This is a genomic window from Bacteroides sp. CAG:633, assembly GCF_000435115.1.
In the GTDB taxonomy this organism is placed as follows: domain Bacteria; phylum Bacteroidota; class Bacteroidia; order Bacteroidales; family Bacteroidaceae; genus Bacteroides; species Bacteroides ndongoniae.
Window position 1 is genome coordinate 1 of the sequence record NZ_FR883089.1, and the last position, 20,085, is coordinate 20,085.

Annotated in this window: 15 protein-coding genes, 2 pseudogenes and 1 riboswitch; of the genes and pseudogenes, 14 read left to right on the forward strand and 3 right to left on the reverse strand. The window is 45.0% G+C overall.

All coding sequences use genetic code 11. From position 1 onward, the window contains the following. Positions 1 to 93: 93 nt before the first annotated feature. Positions 94 to 252 (reverse strand): hypothetical protein, encoded by a 159-nt coding sequence (locus tag QVP67_RS09380; protein ID WP_022163308.1) that lies wholly within the window; start codon positions 250 to 252, stop codon positions 94 to 96. Between the two features lie 501 nt (positions 253 to 753). Continuing rightward, positions 754 to 1,884, reverse strand: a complete 1,131-nt coding sequence (locus tag QVP67_RS09385) for a hypothetical protein (RefSeq protein WP_022163309.1) — start codon at positions 1,882 to 1,884, stop codon at positions 754 to 756. An 84-nt stretch (positions 1,885 to 1,968) separates the two neighbouring features. Continuing rightward, positions 1,969 to 2,059: riboswitch (TPP riboswitch) on the forward strand. Positions 2,060 to 2,247: 188 nt separating this feature from the next. On the opposite strand from QVP67_RS09385, the gene thiS reads away from it, so the two are divergent. The 13 genes and pseudogenes from thiS to QVP67_RS09450 all read left to right on the forward strand — a co-directional run bounded on the left by thiS (position 2,248) and on the right by QVP67_RS09450 (position 15,241). Further along, entirely contained in the window at positions 2,248 to 2,445 is a 198-nt protein-coding gene (gene thiS / locus QVP67_RS09390; protein WP_022163310.1) for a sulfur carrier protein ThiS, read from the forward strand. A gap of 151 nt (positions 2,446 to 2,596) precedes the next feature. After that, positions 2,597 to 3,253, forward strand: a complete 657-nt coding sequence (locus tag QVP67_RS09395) for a thiamine phosphate synthase (protein ID WP_022163311.1) — start codon at positions 2,597 to 2,599, stop codon at positions 3,251 to 3,253. 118 nt (positions 3,254 to 3,371) lie between these two features. Beyond that, complete coding sequence (locus tag QVP67_RS09400; RefSeq protein ID WP_022163312.1) at positions 3,372 to 4,148, forward strand: thiazole synthase; 777 nt, start codon at positions 3,372 to 3,374, stop codon at positions 4,146 to 4,148. Between the two features lie 82 nt (positions 4,149 to 4,230). Then, positions 4,231 to 5,925 (forward strand): phosphomethylpyrimidine synthase ThiC, encoded by a 1,695-nt coding sequence (thiC, locus tag QVP67_RS09405; RefSeq protein ID WP_022163313.1) that lies wholly within the window; start codon positions 4,231 to 4,233, stop codon positions 5,923 to 5,925. A gap of 50 nt (positions 5,926 to 5,975) precedes the next feature. After that, complete coding sequence (gene thiH, locus QVP67_RS09410) at positions 5,976 to 7,106, forward strand: 2-iminoacetate synthase ThiH (RefSeq protein ID WP_022163314.1); 1,131 nt, start codon at positions 5,976 to 5,978, stop codon at positions 7,104 to 7,106. A 101-nt stretch (positions 7,107 to 7,207) separates the two neighbouring features. Further along, positions 7,208 to 7,903 (forward strand): HesA/MoeB/ThiF family protein, encoded by a 696-nt coding sequence (locus QVP67_RS09415; RefSeq protein WP_022163315.1) that lies wholly within the window; start codon positions 7,208 to 7,210, stop codon positions 7,901 to 7,903. A 74-nt stretch (positions 7,904 to 7,977) separates the two neighbouring features. Continuing rightward, positions 7,978 to 8,559, forward strand: a pseudogene (locus QVP67_RS09420) (thiamine phosphate synthase); the annotation flags it as partial. Next, complete coding sequence (gene thiD, locus QVP67_RS09425; protein WP_288180078.1) at positions 8,545 to 9,345, forward strand: bifunctional hydroxymethylpyrimidine kinase/phosphomethylpyrimidine kinase; 801 nt, start codon at positions 8,545 to 8,547, stop codon at positions 9,343 to 9,345. The pseudogene QVP67_RS09420 and the gene thiD, both read left to right, overlap by 15 nt. A 70-nt stretch (positions 9,346 to 9,415) precedes the next feature. After that, positions 9,416 to 10,537, forward strand: a pseudogene (locus tag QVP67_RS09430) (DUF362 domain-containing protein). A 21-nt stretch (positions 10,538 to 10,558) separates the two neighbouring features. Further along, on the forward strand, positions 10,559 to 11,068 hold the full coding sequence (locus tag QVP67_RS09435; protein WP_022163319.1) for a hypothetical protein: 510 nt from the start codon (positions 10,559 to 10,561) through the stop codon (positions 11,066 to 11,068). A gap of 200 nt (positions 11,069 to 11,268) precedes the next feature. Then, a complete protein-coding gene (locus tag QVP67_RS09440) occupies positions 11,269 to 12,078 on the forward strand; it encodes a patatin-like phospholipase family protein (RefSeq protein ID WP_022163320.1) in 810 nt (269 codons plus the stop codon). A gap of 68 nt (positions 12,079 to 12,146) precedes the next feature. Beyond that, positions 12,147 to 13,847, forward strand: coding sequence for an alpha-amylase family protein (locus QVP67_RS09445; RefSeq protein WP_022163321.1), 1,701 nt, complete (start codon positions 12,147 to 12,149; stop codon positions 13,845 to 13,847). A gap of 35 nt (positions 13,848 to 13,882) precedes the next feature. Next, positions 13,883 to 15,241, forward strand: coding sequence for an MATE family efflux transporter (locus tag QVP67_RS09450; protein ID WP_022163322.1), 1,359 nt, complete (start codon positions 13,883 to 13,885; stop codon positions 15,239 to 15,241). 15 nt (positions 15,242 to 15,256) lie between these two features. Here the strand turns inward: QVP67_RS09450 and QVP67_RS09455 are convergent, their stop codons facing one another. Next, positions 15,257 to 16,708 carry an alpha/beta hydrolase gene (locus QVP67_RS09455; RefSeq protein ID WP_288180075.1) on the reverse strand — a complete coding sequence of 484 codons (1,452 nt, stop codon included), beginning with the start codon at positions 16,706 to 16,708 and terminating at the stop codon, positions 15,257 to 15,259. A gap of 250 nt (positions 16,709 to 16,958) precedes the next feature. Here QVP67_RS09455 and QVP67_RS09460 point away from each other — a divergent pair, with 250 nt between their 5' ends. Continuing rightward, positions 16,959 to 19,841 (forward strand): glycoside hydrolase family 31 protein, encoded by a 2,883-nt coding sequence (locus QVP67_RS09460; RefSeq protein WP_022163324.1) that lies wholly within the window; start codon positions 16,959 to 16,961, stop codon positions 19,839 to 19,841. Positions 19,842 to 20,085: the final 244 nt, after the last annotated feature.

The window sequence follows — 20,085 nt, forward strand, 5'->3', positions numbered from 1 at the left end:
GATTTCTTCGTTGCCGCAGGCTGCCAACAGCAGGGCCAGTGCGGCGATGGTCATGTTCTTTGTTCTCATTGCTTATCATTATTATTTAAGAATTTACCAAATGTCGTCGTCATTTCCGTCTCCGAAGCCGTCGTGCCCCGCGTCGGGGAAACTGGCCAAGAAGCCAGCCTCGACCTCCACTTCGATCACTTCGCACCGTGGAGACTCGTAAGCCCCCAAGCCGGTGTATTCTTCATTCTTGTTCTCTTGCATATCGTTAATATTTATTTAGATGATTCGGGGAAAGCGACAGGACAGGAACGCAAAAAAAACTGCAAACCCACGCAGAGGAGAGAAGACGCTCCCTTCGTCGGCTTGCAGGCTTCCTGGCCGTCGTTATCGCGCGTGCGATAACTATATATAAGGTATAGATAAATCCATGTGTGTTTATACAAAAATCACACATATCCAAATTTTCAGCATAGTTTTGTGCACGTTTATTCGCAAAAAAAGCAGACATAAAGCCTATGTCGCAAAGGGTGGCTTTGTGCCTGTTCTCCATATCTGCTATATAAACGCTTGTTTGCACTGTCAAATTCTCGTTTGGTTAAGACGGGTCAAAATTAGACCAATCCTACCAAAGCGGCGGGACAATGCTTGAAAACTTACGGGACAATTTAAGGAAAAATACCTCGCAGAAGGGACAATAAGCCGAATTTCGTTCCATTGTCCTCCCCCTTCTGCCCTGACAGAAGGCATCCGCAGGTGCGGCTCTTATTCTTTTCCCTTCCGGTATGCGTCGAGGTTGCGACTATAGGTTTTCACCGAAGCAAAGCCGCTGTGAAGAGCCACCTCTTCGCGGGTTGCTGCCGGATTCTTCTTTTTATACTCCAAGGCAGCCTCGACCCGCAGCCGGTTCAGTTCCTTGTAGAACGAGCCGAAACGTTCGTTCATCACAAGCGACACATACTTCCTGTTGCTCTTCACCGCCGCTGCCAGGTCATCTAACTTCAAATTCGGGTTCAGGTAAAGCTGCTGCTCCGTCAACACAGCACGTATCTTCACCTCCAAACCATCCTTCACCTCGGCCGACAGGCTCCACGAAGAACGGACGTCATCCTCCAACGCCTTCTGTTCGGTCAGCAATGTCTCCACCTTCTGCTCTACAAAAGCCTCCGCCTCGCCTACCGCCTGCCGGCATTCATGCCGTTGCGGATGCAGAATCTGCAGCAGGATGACCACATGCATCACGGCAATACTCAACTGTAGATACATGTTATAGGTATGGCTCCCGGTAAAGAAAAGCACCCAGGCGGCTACAATATAAATAAGAGGAAAGAAAACTACCAATCGGGCAAAACGCATGGGAAAGTCGTCTTCGTTCGAATACTCCTCGTACTGATGCTTGCGTATCTGGAGGCAAAGCCACCACGTAGTACGCACCATTCCGACCGTCAGCAGCAGCGCATAAGCACCCACACACGGCAGAACTACATCGGCACGACGCCACAGCACGTCGCCTCCCATCCAGGCGAACACCCAAAGCACCGCAATAAGCAGCAAAGGCAGCACCCCCGCCACCGCCAAGTACAGCCAGCGGCGACGCACACCGGCAAAGAAATAGCGGCGGAACGACAGGATACCGGCCACCGGCAAAAACAGGACAAAAAACACACGCACAAACAGCCACGCATCCGCACTGTCCATCCGGCACAGCCATACCCCCGGCAGGGCAAAACAGGCAAAAATAAACGTCATGAGCCTGCGTGCCGGATAGAAATAGGATTCTTGCTTGTCGAAAGGACGACACATATGAAAACAGCGCACAAAAGCACAAAACAACGACGAGCACACAAGCACCAGCCCGGCTGCCGCATAATATAGTTCGGGAGTTTGCAACACCATAACAGTTACATCTTTACTAAAAACAGAGGCAAAAGTATGAAAAAAAGCAATCGGATATTTCATTTTTTTCCTTATCTTTGCCGCTGAGAGACAAAGGGGTGCCCCGACGGGCTGAGATCATACCCTCGAACCTGATACAGTTAGCACTGTCGTAGGAATTGGATATCATCGCATACTTACCAAAGCATCTGCCCGCACCTTTTTGAGTTTTTAAGTTTCTGAGGACATAAGTCCGAAGTAAAACAATGGCTTATAAACCTGCAAATTCATAAACTCAAAAAACTCCCCCCACAAAACTTAAGAACTTAAGAACTTAAAAACTTAAAAACTTAAAAACTTAAAAACTCAAAAACTTAAAACCATATGAAAATAACCGTTAACAATCAGGAAATCGACACCAATGCCACGACTCTCCGTCAGCTGGCCGAAGAACTGTCGCTGCCCGACCGTGGTGTAGCCGTGGCCGTAAGCAACCGCATGGTGCCACGCACCGAATGGGAAAATTATCAGCTGACCGAAGGAGCCTCGGTCGTCATCATCAAAGCCGCTTGCGGCGGATAATGGAAGAATTTTGAGTTTTTAAGTTTTTGAGTTTATAAGTTATTAAGTTAAAGTTACTGCTTTACTTTAACTCAAAACCCAAAAACAAACAACTTAAAAACTAAAGAACTTAAAAACTCAAAAACTTAAAGACTCATAAACTCAAAATCCTATGGCAGAGAAAGAACAACGAATGATGAACGCTCGTTTGCAGTTCATCACACACTATACCGACCAATACAGCTACCTCGACTCGGTACGCCTGGCTCTCGAAGGCGGATGCCGCTGGATACAGCTACGCATGAAGGATGCCACAGCCGACGAGATAATACGTACAGGATTAGAGGCCGCCGACCTGTGCCACAGTTACGGCGCCACCTTCCTCATCGACGACCATGTAGAACTGGTCGGACGCATCCATGCCGACGGCGTCCATTTGGGCAAGAACGATATGCCCATAGCAGAGGCACGGCACCTGCTGGGCGATGACTGCATCATAGGCGGCACAGCCAACACCATCGACGATGTAAGGGCACACTACCGCTCGGGAGCTGACTACATCGGGTGCGGTCCCTTCCGCTACACCACTACCAAGAAGAACCTCAGCCCCATACTGGGACTGGAAGGCTACGCCGGCATCGTCCGCCACATGCAGCAGGAAGGCATCAGTCTGCCCATAGTAGCTATTGGGGGTATCACCAATGCAGACATTCCCGCCTTAATGGAAACCGGCATCAGCGGCATTGCCCTGTCGGGTAGTATTCTGCGAGCCAATAATCCGGTGGAGGAGATGCAGTCGGTGTGCCGAGAATTAAAAATGAATAATTAAAAATTAAAAACGAGGTTCATGCATTCCGTGTAATCCGTGACAGATAATTTTAGTCGAAAGGGGCCTGTATAACTCCTAAAAAAATAAATTCGCAATTCAATAAATAAAAATACTCGATATGGAAAAACTAGTCATCGCGGGACGTGAGTTCGACTCCCGCCTCTTCCTGGGAACAGGAAAATTCAACTCGAACGAAGTAATGGAACAATCCATCCTGGCATCGGGCACCGAAATGGTTACCGTAGCCATGAAGCGCATCGAACTGGAAAACAAAGACGACGACATGTTGCGGCACATTGTACATCCGCACATACAACTGTTACCTAACACCTCGGGGGTACGCAATGCCGAAGAAGCTATATTCGCTGCCCAAATGGCACGCGAGGCTTTTGGTACCAACTGGCTGAAGTTGGAAATCCACCCAGACCCTCGTTACCTGCTCCCCGACTCTACCGAGACACTGAAAGCAACCGAAGAGCTGGTGAAGCTGGGATTCGTCGTACTGCCTTACTGTCAGGCCGACCCTACCCTGTGTAAGCGCCTTGAAGAAGCTGGTGCTGCAACAGTGATGCCACTGGCAGCCCCCATCGGAACCAACAAAGGACTGCAAACACGCGACTTCCTGCGCATCATCATCGAACAGAGCAACGTGCCCGTCGTAGTAGACGCCGGTATCGGTGCTCCCAGCCATGCTGCCGAAGCCATGGAAATGGGTGCAGCTGCTTGCCTGGTGAACACAGCCATCGCCGTAGCCGGCAATCCTGTAGAAATGGCTATCGCTTTCAAAGAAGCCGTCATAGCCGGACGCCGTGCCTACGAAGCCGGACTGGGCACACAAGCAGCCGACCTGGTTGCATCGGCCTCATCGCCACTGACAGCCTTCTTAAACAATTAAGAATGAATAATGAGAAATTAAAAACGAAGGAGCCACGACTCCCCCACTATTAATTTTTAACTTTTAATTTTTAATTCCATAAATGAAAGAACAAGATAAAAGAGCGTACGCTCATGCAGAGAAAGCCTACATGCAGGGCACTCTTTATCCTTATATAAAGGTAGGAATGCAGAAAGTCAACCTCACCCCCACCGTGACAATTGTCGACGGCGAGAAAGTGATGACACCCAATGCCCCCGTCTATGTCTACGACACCAGTGGTCCCTTCAGCGATCCAGATATTGAGATTGACCTGAAAAAAGGATTGCCCCGTATGCGCGAAAGCTGGATAACCGGTCGGGGTGACGTAGAACAGCTGCCCTCCATCACCTCAGAATACGGAAAGATGCGCCGCGACGACAAGAGCCTCGACCACCTGCGCTTCGAGCACATCGCCCTGCCCTACCGCGCCAAAGCAGGTAAAAACATTACCCAGATGGCCTATGCCAAGGCAGGTATCATCACCCCCGAAATGGAGTATGTGGCCATCCGCGAAAATATGAATTGCCGTGAACTGGGCATCGACACCTACATCACCCCCGAGTTTGTCCGCGATGAAATAGCAGCCGGACGCGCCGTATTGCCTGCCAACATCAACCACCCAGAAAGCGAACCGATGATTATCGGACGCAACTTCCTGGTGAAAATCAATACCAACATCGGTAATTCAGCTACGACATCGAGCATCGACGAAGAAGTAGATAAGGCCGTATGGAGCTGTCGCTGGGGAGGTGATACCCTGATGGATCTCTCTACCGGAGCCAACATCCACGAAACACGCGAATGGATTATACGCAACTGCCCTGTACCCGTAGGTACTGTACCTATCTATCAGGCTTTGGAGAAAGTAAACGGACGAGTGGAAGACCTGACGTGGGAAATCTATCGCGACACCCTCATCGAACAATGCGAACAGGGAGTAGACTACTTCACCATCCATGCCGGCATACGCCGTCAGAATGTACATCTGGCCGACAAGCGTTTGTGCGGCATCGTTTCACGTGGCGGAAGTATCATGAGCAAATGGTGCCTTATCCACGATCGTGAAAGCTTCCTTTACGAGCACTTCGACGACATCTGCGACATTCTGGCTCAGTACGACGTTGCCATCTCACTGGGTGATGGTCTGCGTCCAGGCTGTATAGCTGACGCCAACGATGAAGCGCAGTTTGCCGAACTCGATACCATGGGCGAGCTTGTGCTCCGCGCCTGGGACAAGAACGTTCAGGCATTCATCGAAGGCCCGGGACACGTTCCTTTGCACAAAATACGTGAGAACATGGAACGACAGATTGACCATTGCCACAATGCCCCCTTCTATACTCTTGGACCGCTTGTCACCGACATTGCTCCTGGTTACGACCACATCACTTCGGCCATCGGTGCGGCCCAGATAGGCTGGTTGGGTACGGCCATGCTGTGCTACGTCACTCCGAAAGAACACCTTGGGCTGCCTAATAGAGAAGATGTACGTACCGGTGTCATCACCTATAAAATCGCCGCTCATGCAGCCGACTTAGCCAAGGGACATCCCGGTGCACAAATCCGTGACAATGCCTTGAGTAAAGCCCGCTACGAATTCCGCTGGCGCGACCAGTTCCACCTGAGTCTCGACCCCGACCGTGCATTGGAATACTTCAACGAAGGACGCCATACCGACGGCGAGTATTGCACGATGTGCGGTCCCAACTTCTGTGCCATGAAGCTGAGTCGGGATCTTAAAGAAATTAATAATTAAACACCAATCACAACTTTTAATTTTTAACTTTTAATTATTCACTGAACCAAATGTTTTCAGAAGAACTTGAAAAAATAGATTGGGAGGAAACCACCAAAGCCATCTACTCGAAAACCGAAAACGATGTGCTTCGCGCCCTCGGCAAAGAGCACTGCGATGTAGATGACTTCATGGCACTTGTGTCACCCGCCGCCAGCAAATACCTGGAACCCATGGCACAACTGAGCAAGAAGTATACCGAAGAACGTTTCGGCAAGACCATATCCATGTTCATACCTCTTTACATCACCAACTCGTGTACGAACTCATGCGTCTATTGCGGGTTCCATATCAGTAACCCGATGGCACGCACCATTCTGACTGAAGAAGAGATTGTGAACGAATACAAAGCCATCAAAAAGCTGGCACCCTTCGAGAACCTGCTGCTGGTAACGGGCGAAAACCCCGCCAAAGCCGGCGTACCTTACATAGCCCGTGCACTCGACCTGGCCAAACCTTACTTCTCGAACCTGAAAATCGAGGTAATGCCTCTTAAAACGGAAGAATATGCCGAGCTGAAAGAACATGGGCTGAACGGAGTCATCTGCTTTCAGGAAACATACAACAAAGCTCACTACAACATCTATCATCCGCGTGGCATGAAATCGAAGTTTGAGTGGCGTGTTAACGGATTCGACCGCATGGGACAAGCTGGCGTTCACTCCATTGGTATGGGAGTACTGATTGGTCTGGAAAAAGAATGGCGCACGGACATCACTATGATGGCGTACCATCTGCGTTACCTGCAAAAACATTACTGGAAGACGAAATACAGCGTCAACTTCCCGCGTATGCGCCCGGCCGAAAACGAAGGCTTTCAACCCAACGTCATTATGAGCGACCGTGAACTGGCACAAGTAACCTTTGCTATGCGCATTTTCGACCACGACGTGGATATTTCGTACTCGACCCGCGAACCGGCTTACATCCGTGATCACATGGCTGCACTCGGAGTGACTACCATGAGTGCTGAAAGCAAGACCGAACCCGGAGGATATTATACCTATCCACAAGCATTGGAACAATTCCACATCAGCGACGACCGTACGGCGGTAGAAGTAAATGCTGCCCTGAAACACATCGGACGCGAACCGGTATGGAAAGACTGGGATTCAAGTTTTGACTTGTTCGGTTCCAAATAATCTATTTTCTGTAATACAAGGAATGGTACACTTGTGATACTACCAATCACAAAGATGTCCCATTCCTTTACCATAGATAAAAATCTCAAAAAATAATAGCCATGACCTCACGGTATACCAGACAAACCGCTTTGCCTGAAATAGGTGAAACCGGACAGGAACGCCTTTCGCGCGCACGTGTCCTTATTATAGGTGTAGGCGGACTTGGCGCTCCTATCGCCCTCTACCTGACAGCAGCCGGTATAGGAACAATCGGCCTGATTGATGATGATGTTGTCAGCTTAAGTAACCTGCAACGCCAAGTGTTATACAGCGAAGCTGAAGTAGGACAACCCAAAGTAATTTGTGCTGCCCGACGCTTGCATGAACTGAACAGCCAAACATCCATACACACCTATCAGACAAGGCTAACCCGCCTGAATGCCGAAAAGCTGATCGCAGAATACGACATCGTAATAGACGGATGCGACAATTTTACCACCCGCTACCTGATAAGCGATGTCAGCTCCCGACTGGGAAAGCCTTATGTTTATGGTGCTATTCAGGGATTCGAAGGCCAGGTTTCCGTATTCAATTACGGCAAACAACCACGTACCTACCGTGATCTCTACCCAGCCGAAGCCAACATGCTTCAGTTGACACCAGATTCATCTGTAATAGGTATTACCCCTGCCGTAGTAGGAAGTATGGAAGCCAATGAAGTACTGAAAATTGTCTGCGGATACGGAGATGTATTATCAGAAAAGTTATGGACCATCGATCTGAGAACCCTCCAGACTTACCAATTAGCATTCTGATTACATACCGATATGCGCCCCTACAAACCAACTAACTACCCAACACCGTATTGAGTTTTACAAACAAGTTGACTATGAAACTGATTGTTATCACCCGTTCCGACTTCTTCCCTGGCGAAGCGGAAGCTATCACCACCTTGTTCTACTATGATCTGGAAATTCTTCATTTGCGAAAGCCAGAATCTGACATTACAGAAATTGAAAGTCTACTTGACAAGATACCCGAAGAATATCATTCGCGCATTGTTGTTCACGAACATTTTCAGTTAGTCAACCGATACCACCTGAAAGGTATACATTTAAACAGGCGTAATCCCCATGTTCCCCAAGACTATAAAGGACATATCAGTTGCTCCTGTCACTCGTTAGAAGAGGTTAAGCAACACAAGCCATCCTGCAATTACGTATTCCTTAGCCCCATCTTCGACAGTATATCCAAAGCCGGCTATTCGTCGGCTTTCACAGCCAACCAGTTGCAAGAAGCCCACCGACAAGGCATCATCGATTCCCGTGTCATGGCATTAGGAGGGCTCGATAGCGAACGAATGAACGACATAAAACAATTCGGCTTCGGAGGTGCCGTTTTGTTGGGCGATATCTGGAATCATTTAGGCAATGACTTCATACCTCATTTTCTTCGCCTGCGGCAAGCCGCTTTCACACCAATCATCCTGTCCATTGCAGGCTCTGACTGCTCGGGGGGTGCAGGCATTCAGGCCGACACAAAAACCATTTCAGCCTTAGGAGGATATGCCGCTACCGTCATAACAGCCATCACTGCCCAAAATACCCAAGGCGTACAAGCCGTCTATCCACAAACAGATGAGACAGTACGACGTCAGATAGAATCTGTGATGGACGACCTCCCCCCTCATGCCGTTAAAATAGGTATGGTACACGATGCAAATATTGTTACAGCCATTACTGATTGCCTGCAAATATACCGCCCTCCACATGTTGTCTACGATCCGGTCATGATCTCTACCAGTGGGCGCCGGTTGATGACTGAAGAAACCATACAAGCTATCTGCGAAAAGCTGTTTCCCCTATGTACGCTCATCACTCCCAATCTGCACGAAACAGCACTGCTGACCGGTAACACAATAAACAGTATAAACGACATGGAAGAAGCCGCACAAACTCTTGCCCATCGTTATGGAATTTCAGTACTCGTAAAAGGCGGGCACCTGGAAGGAAACGAAATGTGTGATGTCCTGTTCCATCGGGAAAACATATATCGCTATAATGTAGCCAAAATTGAAAGCCATAATCTGCATGGAACCGGTTGCACACTTTCGTCGGCCATCGCCACACAATTGGCCTACGAAAATCCCATGGAAGAGGCTGTCAGACAAGCCAAACAATATGTTTATCAGGCCATCAATCGAGGGAAAAACATGCAAATTGGTCAAGGGAACGGTCCGCTATGGCACTTTTTTTAGAATAATACCTACTTATTCTTAATTTAATCCGCTATTTTTGCAGAGATTATCACCATTAATAGGTATTAATATGGAAAAAGCAAAAGTATATTATTCGGATTTGCGTACTTCTCCAACATCAAACCTGCTGGACAAAATGGAACGCCTGTTGAAACGTGCCGGTATTGCGCAGCTTCCCTTAAAAGATAGCTTTACAGCTATCAAAATTCACTTTGGTGAACCTGGAAACCTGGCATATATACGTCCTAACTATGCTGCACGTATGGCAAACCTGCTTCGCCAACTGGGTGCAAAGCCTTTTCTGACCGACTGTAACACATTATATAGCGGACGCCGTTCGAATGCAGTAGACCACTTACAAAGTGCCATGGAAAATGGATTCAATCCTATATCGGCACAATGTCAGGTTATTATAGGAGACGGTCTGAAAGGTACAGATTACCGTGAAATTCCTTTAAACGGTGAATACTGTCCTGCTCCCAAAATCGGTACAGCCATTGCCGATGCAGATGTGATTATCAGCATGAACCACTTCAAAGGACATGAACAGGCGGGCTTCGGCGGTGCACTGAAGAACCTGGGAATGTGATGTGCCAGTGTAGGCGGGAAACTGGAATTGCACGCAGCATCGCAACCCAAGATTAATACAAACAACTGCATCGGATGCAACATCTGTGTAAAGCATTGTGCCCACGACGCCGTGCATCTGAATGCGGACCGCAAAGCCGAAATAGACTATACAAAATGCGTCGGCTGTGGCCAATGTGTTGCCTTATGCCAACATGATGCTGCCGTCGTCAGCGATTGGGACACCTCAGAACGGTTGAACTACAAAATTGCAGAATATGCTTTGGCTGTAGTAAAAGACAAACCACATTTTCATATCAGTTTCATTATGAACGTATCACCCGAGTGTGACTGCTGGAACCATAATGATGCTGCTATCATCCCCGATCTTGGAATGCTGGCTTCAGCCGACCCTGTCGCATTGGACAAAGCTTGCGCCGACATGGTCATAGCTACTCCCATCCTACACGGCAACAACGTATTGGGCGAGAAGCACGAACACGAGGACCTGTGCGGATGCGACAAATTCCATATAATACATCCCGATACCGACTGGTTAGCAGGACTTCGCCACGCCGAGAAAATCGGTTTGGGAACAATGGAATACGAACTTATCAAAATATAAATCTTAATATCACACCGAAATATGGAAACAAATGCAAGATTTTACTCATTGTCTTTCGGAAACATAAAGACATACTTGTTTGCCTTCTTATTTATAGCAGGCAACATCCTTCTGCCACAGCTCTGCCATCTTATTCCAGCTGGTGGACCGACATTACTGCCAATCTACTTCTTTACTCTGATTGCAGCTTATAAATACGGGTTCCGGGTAGGTTTGCTGACAGCATTGCTTTCACCTGTCATTAATCACCTGCTTTTCGGCATGCCCGCAACTTCCGTACTCCTCCCTATTCTGATCAAATCAACATTGCTGGCAGGCGCTGCCGCCATGACCGCCCATTATACACAAAAAGCAACTATTGCGACCCTGCTTATCGTTGTTCTGGCTTATCAGTTCATCGGTACTGCTTTTGAATGGGCTTTGTGCGGAGATTTTTACCTCGCTATTCAGGACTTTCGTATGGGAATCCCAGGAATGCTGATACAATGGTGGGGAGGTTTTCTGCTGCTGAAAGCCCTCAGAAATCTCTGATAAATCCATCACGATATAGACCGGAACATGATCGGATGAGAATCCTTTCATGTTCCGTTTTTTTATATCTGCCAACCTTCGGATAAGTTTCCCCCTATTATAAAAAGCATATCTTTGCCCAAAATATTTCCATTCTTATACGTTATTCAAACAAGAAAATCATTAAATTCGTGCCGAATAAATGATACAAATCCCGAAAAATGGAAATTATAACAAATAACTGGTCTACGAAAAAATATGCTGTAGGATTTGCTTTAAGCGGTGGATTCATCAAAGGATTTGCACATTTGGGAGTCATGCAGGCACTACTGGAACATGACATTCATCCTAACATTATATCAGGAACCAGTGCCGGAGCATTAGCCGGTGTCTTCTATGCTGATGGGAACGAACCCCATAAAGTCCTTGACTACTTTGCCGGACACAAATTTCAGGACCTGACAAAATTAGTGATACCCAAAGTAGGACTGTTCGAGTTGGACGAGTTTATCGACTTTTTACGAAGCAACCTGAAAGCCAAGAAACTGGAACAACTGCAAATTCCCCTTATCATAACAGCAACCGATCTAGACCATGGCCGTATCGTACATTTCCACAAAGGCGACATAGCAGAACGGGTAGCCGCCTCCTGCTGTATGCCGGTACTGTTCTCTCCAGTAAAAATAGAAGGAACATATTATGTAGACGGTGGTTTAATGATGAACCTGCCAGTTTCCACGATTCGCCGGATCTGTGAGAAAGTAGTCGCAGTAAATGTCAGCCCGCTCATGGCTACCAAATACAAAATGAATATTGTAAGCATAGCTTTGCGTTCTTACAATTTCATGTTCCGTTCCAATTCATTCCCTGAACGAGAAAAAGCTGACCTGCTGATAGAGCCTTATAACTTGGCAGGATACAGCAATACAGAATTGGAAAAAGCAGAAGAAATATTCATGCAGGGCTATAATACAGCCAATGAAATACTGGCACAAGCATTGTCCGAGAAAGGAAGTGTCTGGAAAACCTAAAAGCTAAAGTATGCTTCCGACTCTAAATCTAATTCACATAGTATCAATCTTCAATCAAACATAATAAAATGAAGGATAATCATAATAAGCCAATCATCTATCAAGTTTTCACACGTCTGTTTGGAAACAATAATAATCATTGTATCTACAATGGAAATATCACAGAAAACGGATGCGGTAAAATGGCGGACTTTACCATAAAAGCCTTAAACGAAATAAAAAAACTAGGAGCAACCCATATATGGTATACAGGCATCATAGAACATGCAACCCAAACCGATTATCGTCGTTACAACATCCGGCCTGACCATCCGGCATTTGTTAAAGGAAAAGCTGGTTCGCCGTATGCCATCAAAGACTACTACGATGTAGATCCGGACTTAGCCAAAGATATTCCCGGACGAATGAAAGAATTCGAGAACCTTGTATTGCGCACACACAGATGTGACTTAAAGGTTATCATCGACTTTGTACCCAATCATGTAGCACGCCAGTATCATTCGGACAGCCAGCCCGACGGAACAGCTCAATTAGGAGCCAATGATGATCCGGCTTATGCTTTCAGTCCCTATAATAATTTTTATTATATACCGAACTCTGAGCTCCATGCCCAATTTGACATGAAAGGAGCTGCTGCCGAAGCATATAAAGAATACCCGGCCAAAGCAACAGGCAATAACCGTTTCGATGCTTATCCGAACATCAATGACTGGTATGAAACCGTAAAACTGAACTATGGTATAGACTATCAGAATGGGAACACTCCTCATTTTAATCCGATTCCGGATACCTGGACTAAGATGTTGGATATCCTATTATTCTGGGCTGGTAAAAATATCGATGGTTTCCGTTGCGATATGGCAGAAATGGTGCCTGTAGAGTTTTGGGAATGGGCCATACCTCAAGTAAAAGCACAATATCCATCGATCCTATTCATTGCCGAAGTTTATAATCCTGCCGAATACAAGAATTATCTGTTCCGTGGAAAATTCGATTATTTATACGATAAAGTCGGACTATATGATACATTGCGCTCCATCATCTGCAATAATGGATCGGCAACTGCCATCACTCATGCATGGCAAAATCTGGGAGGAATCGAAAAGCGCATGCTCAACTTCCTGGAAAATCATGACGAACAACGAATAGCCTCCGATTTTTTTGCCGGCAATCCATTCAAAGCGATCCCAGGCTTAATCGTATCGGCCTGCATGAATACCAACCCCATGATGATTTACTTTGGACAAGAATTTGGAGAACCCGGTATGGATAACGAAGGCTTCAGTGGACGCGATGGCCGGACAACTATCTTCGACTATTGGAGTATAGATACAATACGACGCTGGCGTAACGGAGGAAAATTCGACGGCAATATGCTTACAGATGAACAAAAAGCCTTGTATTCCATTTATCAGCGTGTCTTGACTCTTTGCAATGAAGAAAAAGCAATCTCACAAGGAGACTTCTTCGACTTGATGTATGCTAACATAAACGGTTGGCGTTTTAATGAGCACAGACAATATGCTTTCTTGCGCAAATATGAAAACGAATTGCTTATCATTGTTGTCAATTTCGATCATATGTCCATGGATCTTGCCATCAACATACCGACACATGCCTTCAATTTTCTGCAGATACCACAAAATCCCCAATATCGTGCAAAAGATTTAATTAGTGGAGAAGAAGAAGACATCAGCCTGCTGCCCTATAAGGCTACAGATATTTCAGTAAAAGGATACAGTGGAAAAATACTGAAAATCATATTGTAATCAGATATAAAAAATACAATGTATAGAAACGAGCTATGAACGATCCCCATATATTAGGAACTGAACGCATAGGCAAACTGCTTCTGCAATACTCTATCCCTGCCATTATCGGTATGACCATCACCTCGCTGTATAATATCATCGACAGCATTTTTATAGGTCATGGTGTAGGAGCCATGGGTATTGCTGGCCTTGCCATTACTTTTCCACTTATGAATCTCGTTGTAGCATTCTGTACATTGGTATCAGCCGGAGGGGCTACCATCTCATCCATCCGTTTAGGACAACAAGACCTGAAAGGCGCTAATGAAATTGCAGCTACCACACTGACACTTTGCCTGATAAACTCTATCCTTTTCGGAAGCATATCTTTGCTTTTTCTGGATGAGATACTTCTATTTTTCGGAGCCAGCAATGACACTCTGCCTTATGCCCGTGATTTTATGCAAGTTATTCTGCTAGGAACACCTATTTCTTACACCATGATCGGGCTGAATAATATCATGCGTGCTACCGGTTATCCACGTAAAGCCATGCTGACCTCACTGGTAACAGTGATATGCAATGTGGTTCTGGCTCCTATATTCATTTTCCACTTCGAATGGGGAATCCGTGGAGCAGCAACAGCTACCATAATTTCCCAGTTTATCGGAATGGTTTGGGTTCTGCAACACTTTATTCAAAAAACAAGTGTAGTGCAGTTGCATCGTGGATTCTGGAAAATCAAGAAACGCATTATCGGCAACATTTTCTCTATCGGAATGTCGCCATTTCTAATGAATGTAACAGCCTGTGCCATTGTCATTATAGTAAACAACAGTCTGCAACGCTATGGAGGAGATATGGCAATCGGTGCGTATGGCATTATCAACCGCCTGTTAGTGCTTTACGTCATGATTGTATTAGGACTGACAATGGGTATGCAACCCATCGTAGGATATAATTTCGGAGCACTGAAACACGAACGGGTAAAAGCGACTTTGAAATTAAGTATCCTGACTGGGGTATGTATCACAAGTTCCGGGTTCATCATCTGTGAATTGTTTCCTCATGCCGTTTCGGCTGTTTTCACCAGTGACAAGCATCTCATCGACATGGCTTCGCACGGAGTACGCATTTGCATAGCCATATTTCCATTTGTAGGTGCACAAATTGTCATAGGTAACTTCTTTCAAAGTATCGGTATGGCCAAAATCAGCATATTCCTCTCTCTAACCAGACAATTATTATATCTATTGCCTGGACTGATATTCTTCCCCCGATTTTTAGGATTGGATGGAGTATGGACCAGCATGCCTGTATCAGACTTTTTTGCTTTTGTCACTGCTGTAATTGCACTTTGGATTTATATCAAGAAAGTGGAGAAGAAATACCCTTCGTCTGTGCAAAGTTAGCAATTTACTCTCATTTTAATAATAACCATGTTTTTGCAAAAAAGCATCTGTATACTTCCTTATTTCATAAAAGATGGAAGTCAACGGCTCACGATATAAGAAAAGTGGATGTCCCAGATCTTCAAACAAATGCAATTCGCAATCTATCCCCAAAGAATCCATCTTCGCTTTGTACGCTTCACACGTTTCTACAGGGACATACTGATCTTTAGTTCCTACCAAGAGCAAAGTTGGCGGAGTCTTGGAATTAATATTATGCAGAGGAGAGATCTTCTGATAATTATCTTTCATCAATTTAGGTCCATATCCTAGCGGACTATTATCAATAACCGGATAATACAACAATAATAAATCCGGGATATATGATTCTGTATCTCCCTCGGAGATATTAGATACAGTCCCCAAAGCCGCAGCCAATTGCCCACCAGCAGACGCTCCTGCGGCCACAATTCTTGTAGAATCAACATGCAGTTCCTGTGCATGTTTCTTTATCCAACGGATAGCATCTTTAGCATCATCAAAACTGTGGAAAGGAGTCGTATGGTGCAAAAAATTAATTCTATAGTCCACAGCTATTGCCACATATCCTTTTGAAGCATAATAAGAACATTCCCTATAAAATTGCAAAGGAGTGCCATAGCTCCATCCCCCTCCAAAGAAAAATACAATGGCAGGCTTAACGGATGCAGTTTTCAACTTTCTATCCTCAAAAACATGAAGAGTCAAAGAATCACCCTCTGCAATTGCTTTATATGAATAGATTTGTGGAGTATAAGCTTTCGTCGTCTTATGCACTAACCGAGTAATACCGTCTGCCCAAACTTTTGCCTTTTCCCCAACCACACAAGTTTCGTTACTTTTATTATCAGAAAACTGCTTCTTATGAACGCTTTCAAACGTAATATTAGAGTCAACCCATAATATCCTATCATTTGAAGGCATTCCAGATGTCATCGGTAGCCCTGCAATATGTGACACATACTCACTTCCCAGCCCTGTTTTAGACAGAATTATTTTAACATTTGAATTAGCCTGCAACATATCTGTAATTACCGAAGCCCAACTTTTAGAGTAATCACTCTTCAAAGTGTCATCGCATTTGACTATATCTAACAGAACAATATCAGGTTGATATTCGGCTACAAGTTTTTCCAGCCTTTCTGCCTTATTACAAGACTTCGAATCCTCAGACAATTGAGCATAATTCATCTTGCCTATCCTTGTATCTACAATATCTGGGCCGACAAACTTGAATTGAATATCCAGTATAAAAAGCTCCTTCCATAAAGAATATAAGAGTTTTTGATCCGCATGCTTGTCTACAGGTTCTCCATCTTTCATATACATTATAGAATAGTTTTTCGGATGATGCTGTTCCCGACTCTCCACTACGACCGATGCGCTTGATGAGTATGAAGACATCAGAACAAAACTCAATAATAAGAATAAGATTTTCTTCATAGCCATGTGTTTTGGACAAAAATAAAAAATAAGATCTGTTTACCCTAGTGTTATTGCATAACAAAAACAGTATAAAATGATAATTAAAGCAGTGTTTCCCCCTTCAGGAAGCTATATTTTATTTATTTTCCCCCTCTCTGTTATGATTAGCGCACTCTTTGTTACTATTTATACCTATTTATAAAGGACTTATTTTCTTATCTTTGTATCAGCCTATAGAATTCTTTTATAATAATAAATAAACCATCTTACAACCATGAAAATAAAACTGTTTTCTTATTGCTTACTGACAGGACTACTACTAGGCTCCTGCAACGACAAAGTCTTTCAACCTACCGAAAACGGAGTTATTGTCAGAATACAACAAAAGAGCGAGAATCAGCCGCAATTGGTACGTCTCCAGGTTGTAGGCGAAAAACTTATTCATGTATCTGCTACTCCTCTGGGAGAATTCAGTAAAGAGAAAAGTCTGATCGCCATTCCTCCAGAAGAACAAGTTCCATTCACAGTTCTGCAATCAGGAGATACAATATCCGTCTCGACTCAAGAAGTCAAGGCCAGTGTGCTCAGCTCAACCGGCGAAGTATGGTTCACAGATAAAAACGGAAAATTAATCCTCCAAGAGAACAAAGGGGGAGGAAAACATTTTACACCAATAGAGATAGAAGGTCGTAAAGGTTACACGATCCGTCAGGTATTCGAGTCACCGGACAATGAAGCTTTTTACGGATTGGGACAACATCAGTCCGAAGAATTCAATTACAAAGGAAAGAACGAAGAACTATTCCAATACAACACCAAAGTATCTGTGCCATTTATTGTATCCAATAAAAATTATGGTATTCTGCTGGACAGTTACTCCCTATGCCGTTTCGGTAATCCGAATGATTATTCACAATTGGGAGAAGTGTTCAAGCTGTACGATAAAGATGGAAAAGAAGGCGCCCTGACCGGCACCTATATACCATCTGAACATTCGGGAAAAGAAACGTTGGTACGTCGTGAGCCTTCCTTGTACTTTGAGCATTTAAAACGCGAAGACTTGTCGAAAGTCATAAACTTGCCAGAAGGATTTCCATTCATGGGTTCCAAAGTATGTTTCGAAGGAACAATTGAACCTTCGCAAAGTGGAGAATTCAAATTCATCTTATACTATGCCGGATACACTAAAGTCTACATCGACAACAAACTAGTCGTACCCGAACGTTGGCGTACAGCATGGAATCCCAACAGCTACAAATTCTCTGTAAACCTTACAGCAGGTAAGAAAGTTCCCTTGAAAGTAGAATGGGAACCAGACGGTTCTGTCTCTTACTCCGGTTTACGGGTTTTAAGTCCGGTAGATCCTCATGAACAAGGTAAACAGTCCTGGTGGAGCGAAATGACCCAACAGCTCGATTACTATTTCATTGCCGGAAATGATATGGACGATGTCATCAGCGGCTATCGTACCCTAACGGGAAAAGCTCCCATCATGCCCAAATGGGCCATGGGTTACTGGCAGAGCAGGGAAAGATACAAAACTGCCGATGAGATGCTTACTGCCTTTAAGACGTTCCGCGAGCGCCGCATTCCTATCGACAACATTGTATTAGACTGGAATCACTGGCCGGAAAATGCATGGGGAAGTCATGAATTCGACAAGCAATTTTTCCCCGATCCCAAAGCAATGGTCGACTCTATCCATGCCATGAACGGGCGTATGATGATTTCCGTATGGCCTAAGTTCTACATTAATACCGAACATTATAAAGAATTCGATAGGAACGGATGGATTTATCAGCAGTCTGTAAAAGACAGTCTGAGAGACTGGGTAGGTCCCGGCTACCACTACGGCTTCTACGATGCCTACAATGCCGATGCACGTAAATTATTCTGGAAGCAAATGTACGAACATTATTATCCGCTCAATATCGATGCCTGGTGGATGGATGCCAGTGAACCTAACATCAGAGATTGTACCGACATGCAATACCGCAAAGACTTATGCGGACCTACTGCCTTAGGGCCTTCTGCCGAATATTTCAATGCTTATGCACTGATGAATGCCGAAGCCATCTACAACGGCCAGCGTAGCGTAGACAACAATAAACGTGTGTTCCTGCTGACCCGTTCCGGATTTGCTGGTCTTCAGCGATATTCCACAGCTACCTGGAGTGGCGACATTGCAACCCGTTGGGAAGATATGAAAGCACAAATTACAGCCGGTTTAAACTTCTCTGTAAGTGGCATCCCCTATTGGACAATGGATATCGGAGGCTTTTGCGTAGAAAGCCGATATGTAAAAGGCCAAACGGAATGGAATAAAACCCAAAAAGAGAATGCAGATTATAAGGAATGGCGCGAACTCAATACACGCTGGTACCAATTCGGCGCTTTTTGTCCTCTGTTCCGTGCTCATGGCCAATATCCTTTCCGTGAAATCTGGGAAATTGCTCCCGAAGGACACCCTGCATATAATTCCGTTGTTTACTATACCAAACTCCGCTACAGGTTAATGCCCTACATTTACACCCTTGCTGGCATGACTTGGCTCAACGATTATACAATCATGCGCCCATTGGTGATGGACTTCGCTGCTGATGAAAATGTAAACAATATAGGCGACCAATTTATGTTCGGTCCTTCCATCATGGTCTCTCCTGTATACCAGTACGAAGCACGAAGCCGTGAAATTTATTTCCCCAAATCGTCCGACTGGTACGACTTCTATACCGGAGAATTGCAAAAAGGAGGAATAAGAAAGAATGTAGATGCCCCATACGAACGTATTCCTTTGTTTGTTCGTGCAGGTTCAATCATACCTTTTGGTCCCGAAATTCAATATACCGATGAGAAGAAAGCAGATTCCATCAAATTATATGTCTATCAGGGAGCCAATGCCTCATTTACGTTATACGAAGATGAAGGCACTAATTACAATTACGAAAAGAACAGATATGCCCTCATTCCTATGACATATGATGAGACAAGCCACCAGCTTATTATTGGTGAGCGAAAGGGAGAATTTGACGGAATGCTTCAGGAACGGACTTTCGAAATCATCCCGGTAAGCAAAAACAATCCCCAAGCATTCAATGACAAAGCCAAAGGGATCACCATCACATACAATGGTAGCTTACAGAAAATACAGCTTTAACCTAAACTGCAAAATATATAGTATATATAGTCATAAATACTTTGATCCGATATATATCATGTATAACACTTAAAAATAAAAAGAATATGAACAAGAAACAGTTTCTTATGATAGGCCTGCTTACCGTAACGTGTACTTGCCTGAAAGCTCAAAACGATGCACTGCCTGTATATCTGGATGAGAATCAACCAATAGAACTGAGAATCAAAGACGCACTCAGCCGTATGACGTTAGAAGAAAAAAC

Excerpts from the sequence above, each read along its gene's own strand:
- QVP67_RS09380 (WP_022163308.1), bottom strand. The coding sequence starts at position 252 with ATGCAAGAGAACAAGAATGAAGAATACACCGGCTTGGGGGCTTACGAG.
- thiC (WP_022163313.1), top strand. The coding sequence starts at position 4,231 with ATGAAAGAACAAGATAAAAGAGCGTACGCTCATGCAGAGAAAGCCTAC.
- thiS (WP_022163310.1), top strand. The coding sequence starts at position 2,248 with ATGAAAATAACCGTTAACAATCAGGAAATCGACACCAATGCCACGACT.
- QVP67_RS09460 (WP_022163324.1), top strand. The coding sequence starts at position 16,959 with ATGAAAATAAAACTGTTTTCTTATTGCTTACTGACAGGACTACTACTA.
- QVP67_RS09395 (WP_022163311.1), top strand. The coding sequence starts at position 2,597 with ATGGCAGAGAAAGAACAACGAATGATGAACGCTCGTTTGCAGTTCATC.
- QVP67_RS09445 (WP_022163321.1), top strand. The coding sequence starts at position 12,147 with ATGAAGGATAATCATAATAAGCCAATCATCTATCAAGTTTTCACACGT.
- thiH (WP_022163314.1), top strand. The coding sequence starts at position 5,976 with ATGTTTTCAGAAGAACTTGAAAAAATAGATTGGGAGGAAACCACCAAA.
- QVP67_RS09400 (WP_022163312.1), top strand. The coding sequence starts at position 3,372 with ATGGAAAAACTAGTCATCGCGGGACGTGAGTTCGACTCCCGCCTCTTC.
- QVP67_RS09385 (WP_022163309.1), bottom strand. The coding sequence starts at position 1,884 with ATGGTGTTGCAAACTCCCGAACTATATTATGCGGCAGCCGGGCTGGTG.
- QVP67_RS09440 (WP_022163320.1), top strand. The coding sequence starts at position 11,269 with ATGGAAATTATAACAAATAACTGGTCTACGAAAAAATATGCTGTAGGA.
- QVP67_RS09450 (WP_022163322.1), top strand. The coding sequence starts at position 13,883 with ATGAACGATCCCCATATATTAGGAACTGAACGCATAGGCAAACTGCTT.
- QVP67_RS09455 (WP_288180075.1), bottom strand. The coding sequence starts at position 16,708 with ATGGCTATGAAGAAAATCTTATTCTTATTATTGAGTTTTGTTCTGATG.
- QVP67_RS09415 (WP_022163315.1), top strand. The coding sequence starts at position 7,208 with ATGACCTCACGGTATACCAGACAAACCGCTTTGCCTGAAATAGGTGAA.
- QVP67_RS09435 (WP_022163319.1), top strand. The coding sequence starts at position 10,559 with ATGGAAACAAATGCAAGATTTTACTCATTGTCTTTCGGAAACATAAAG.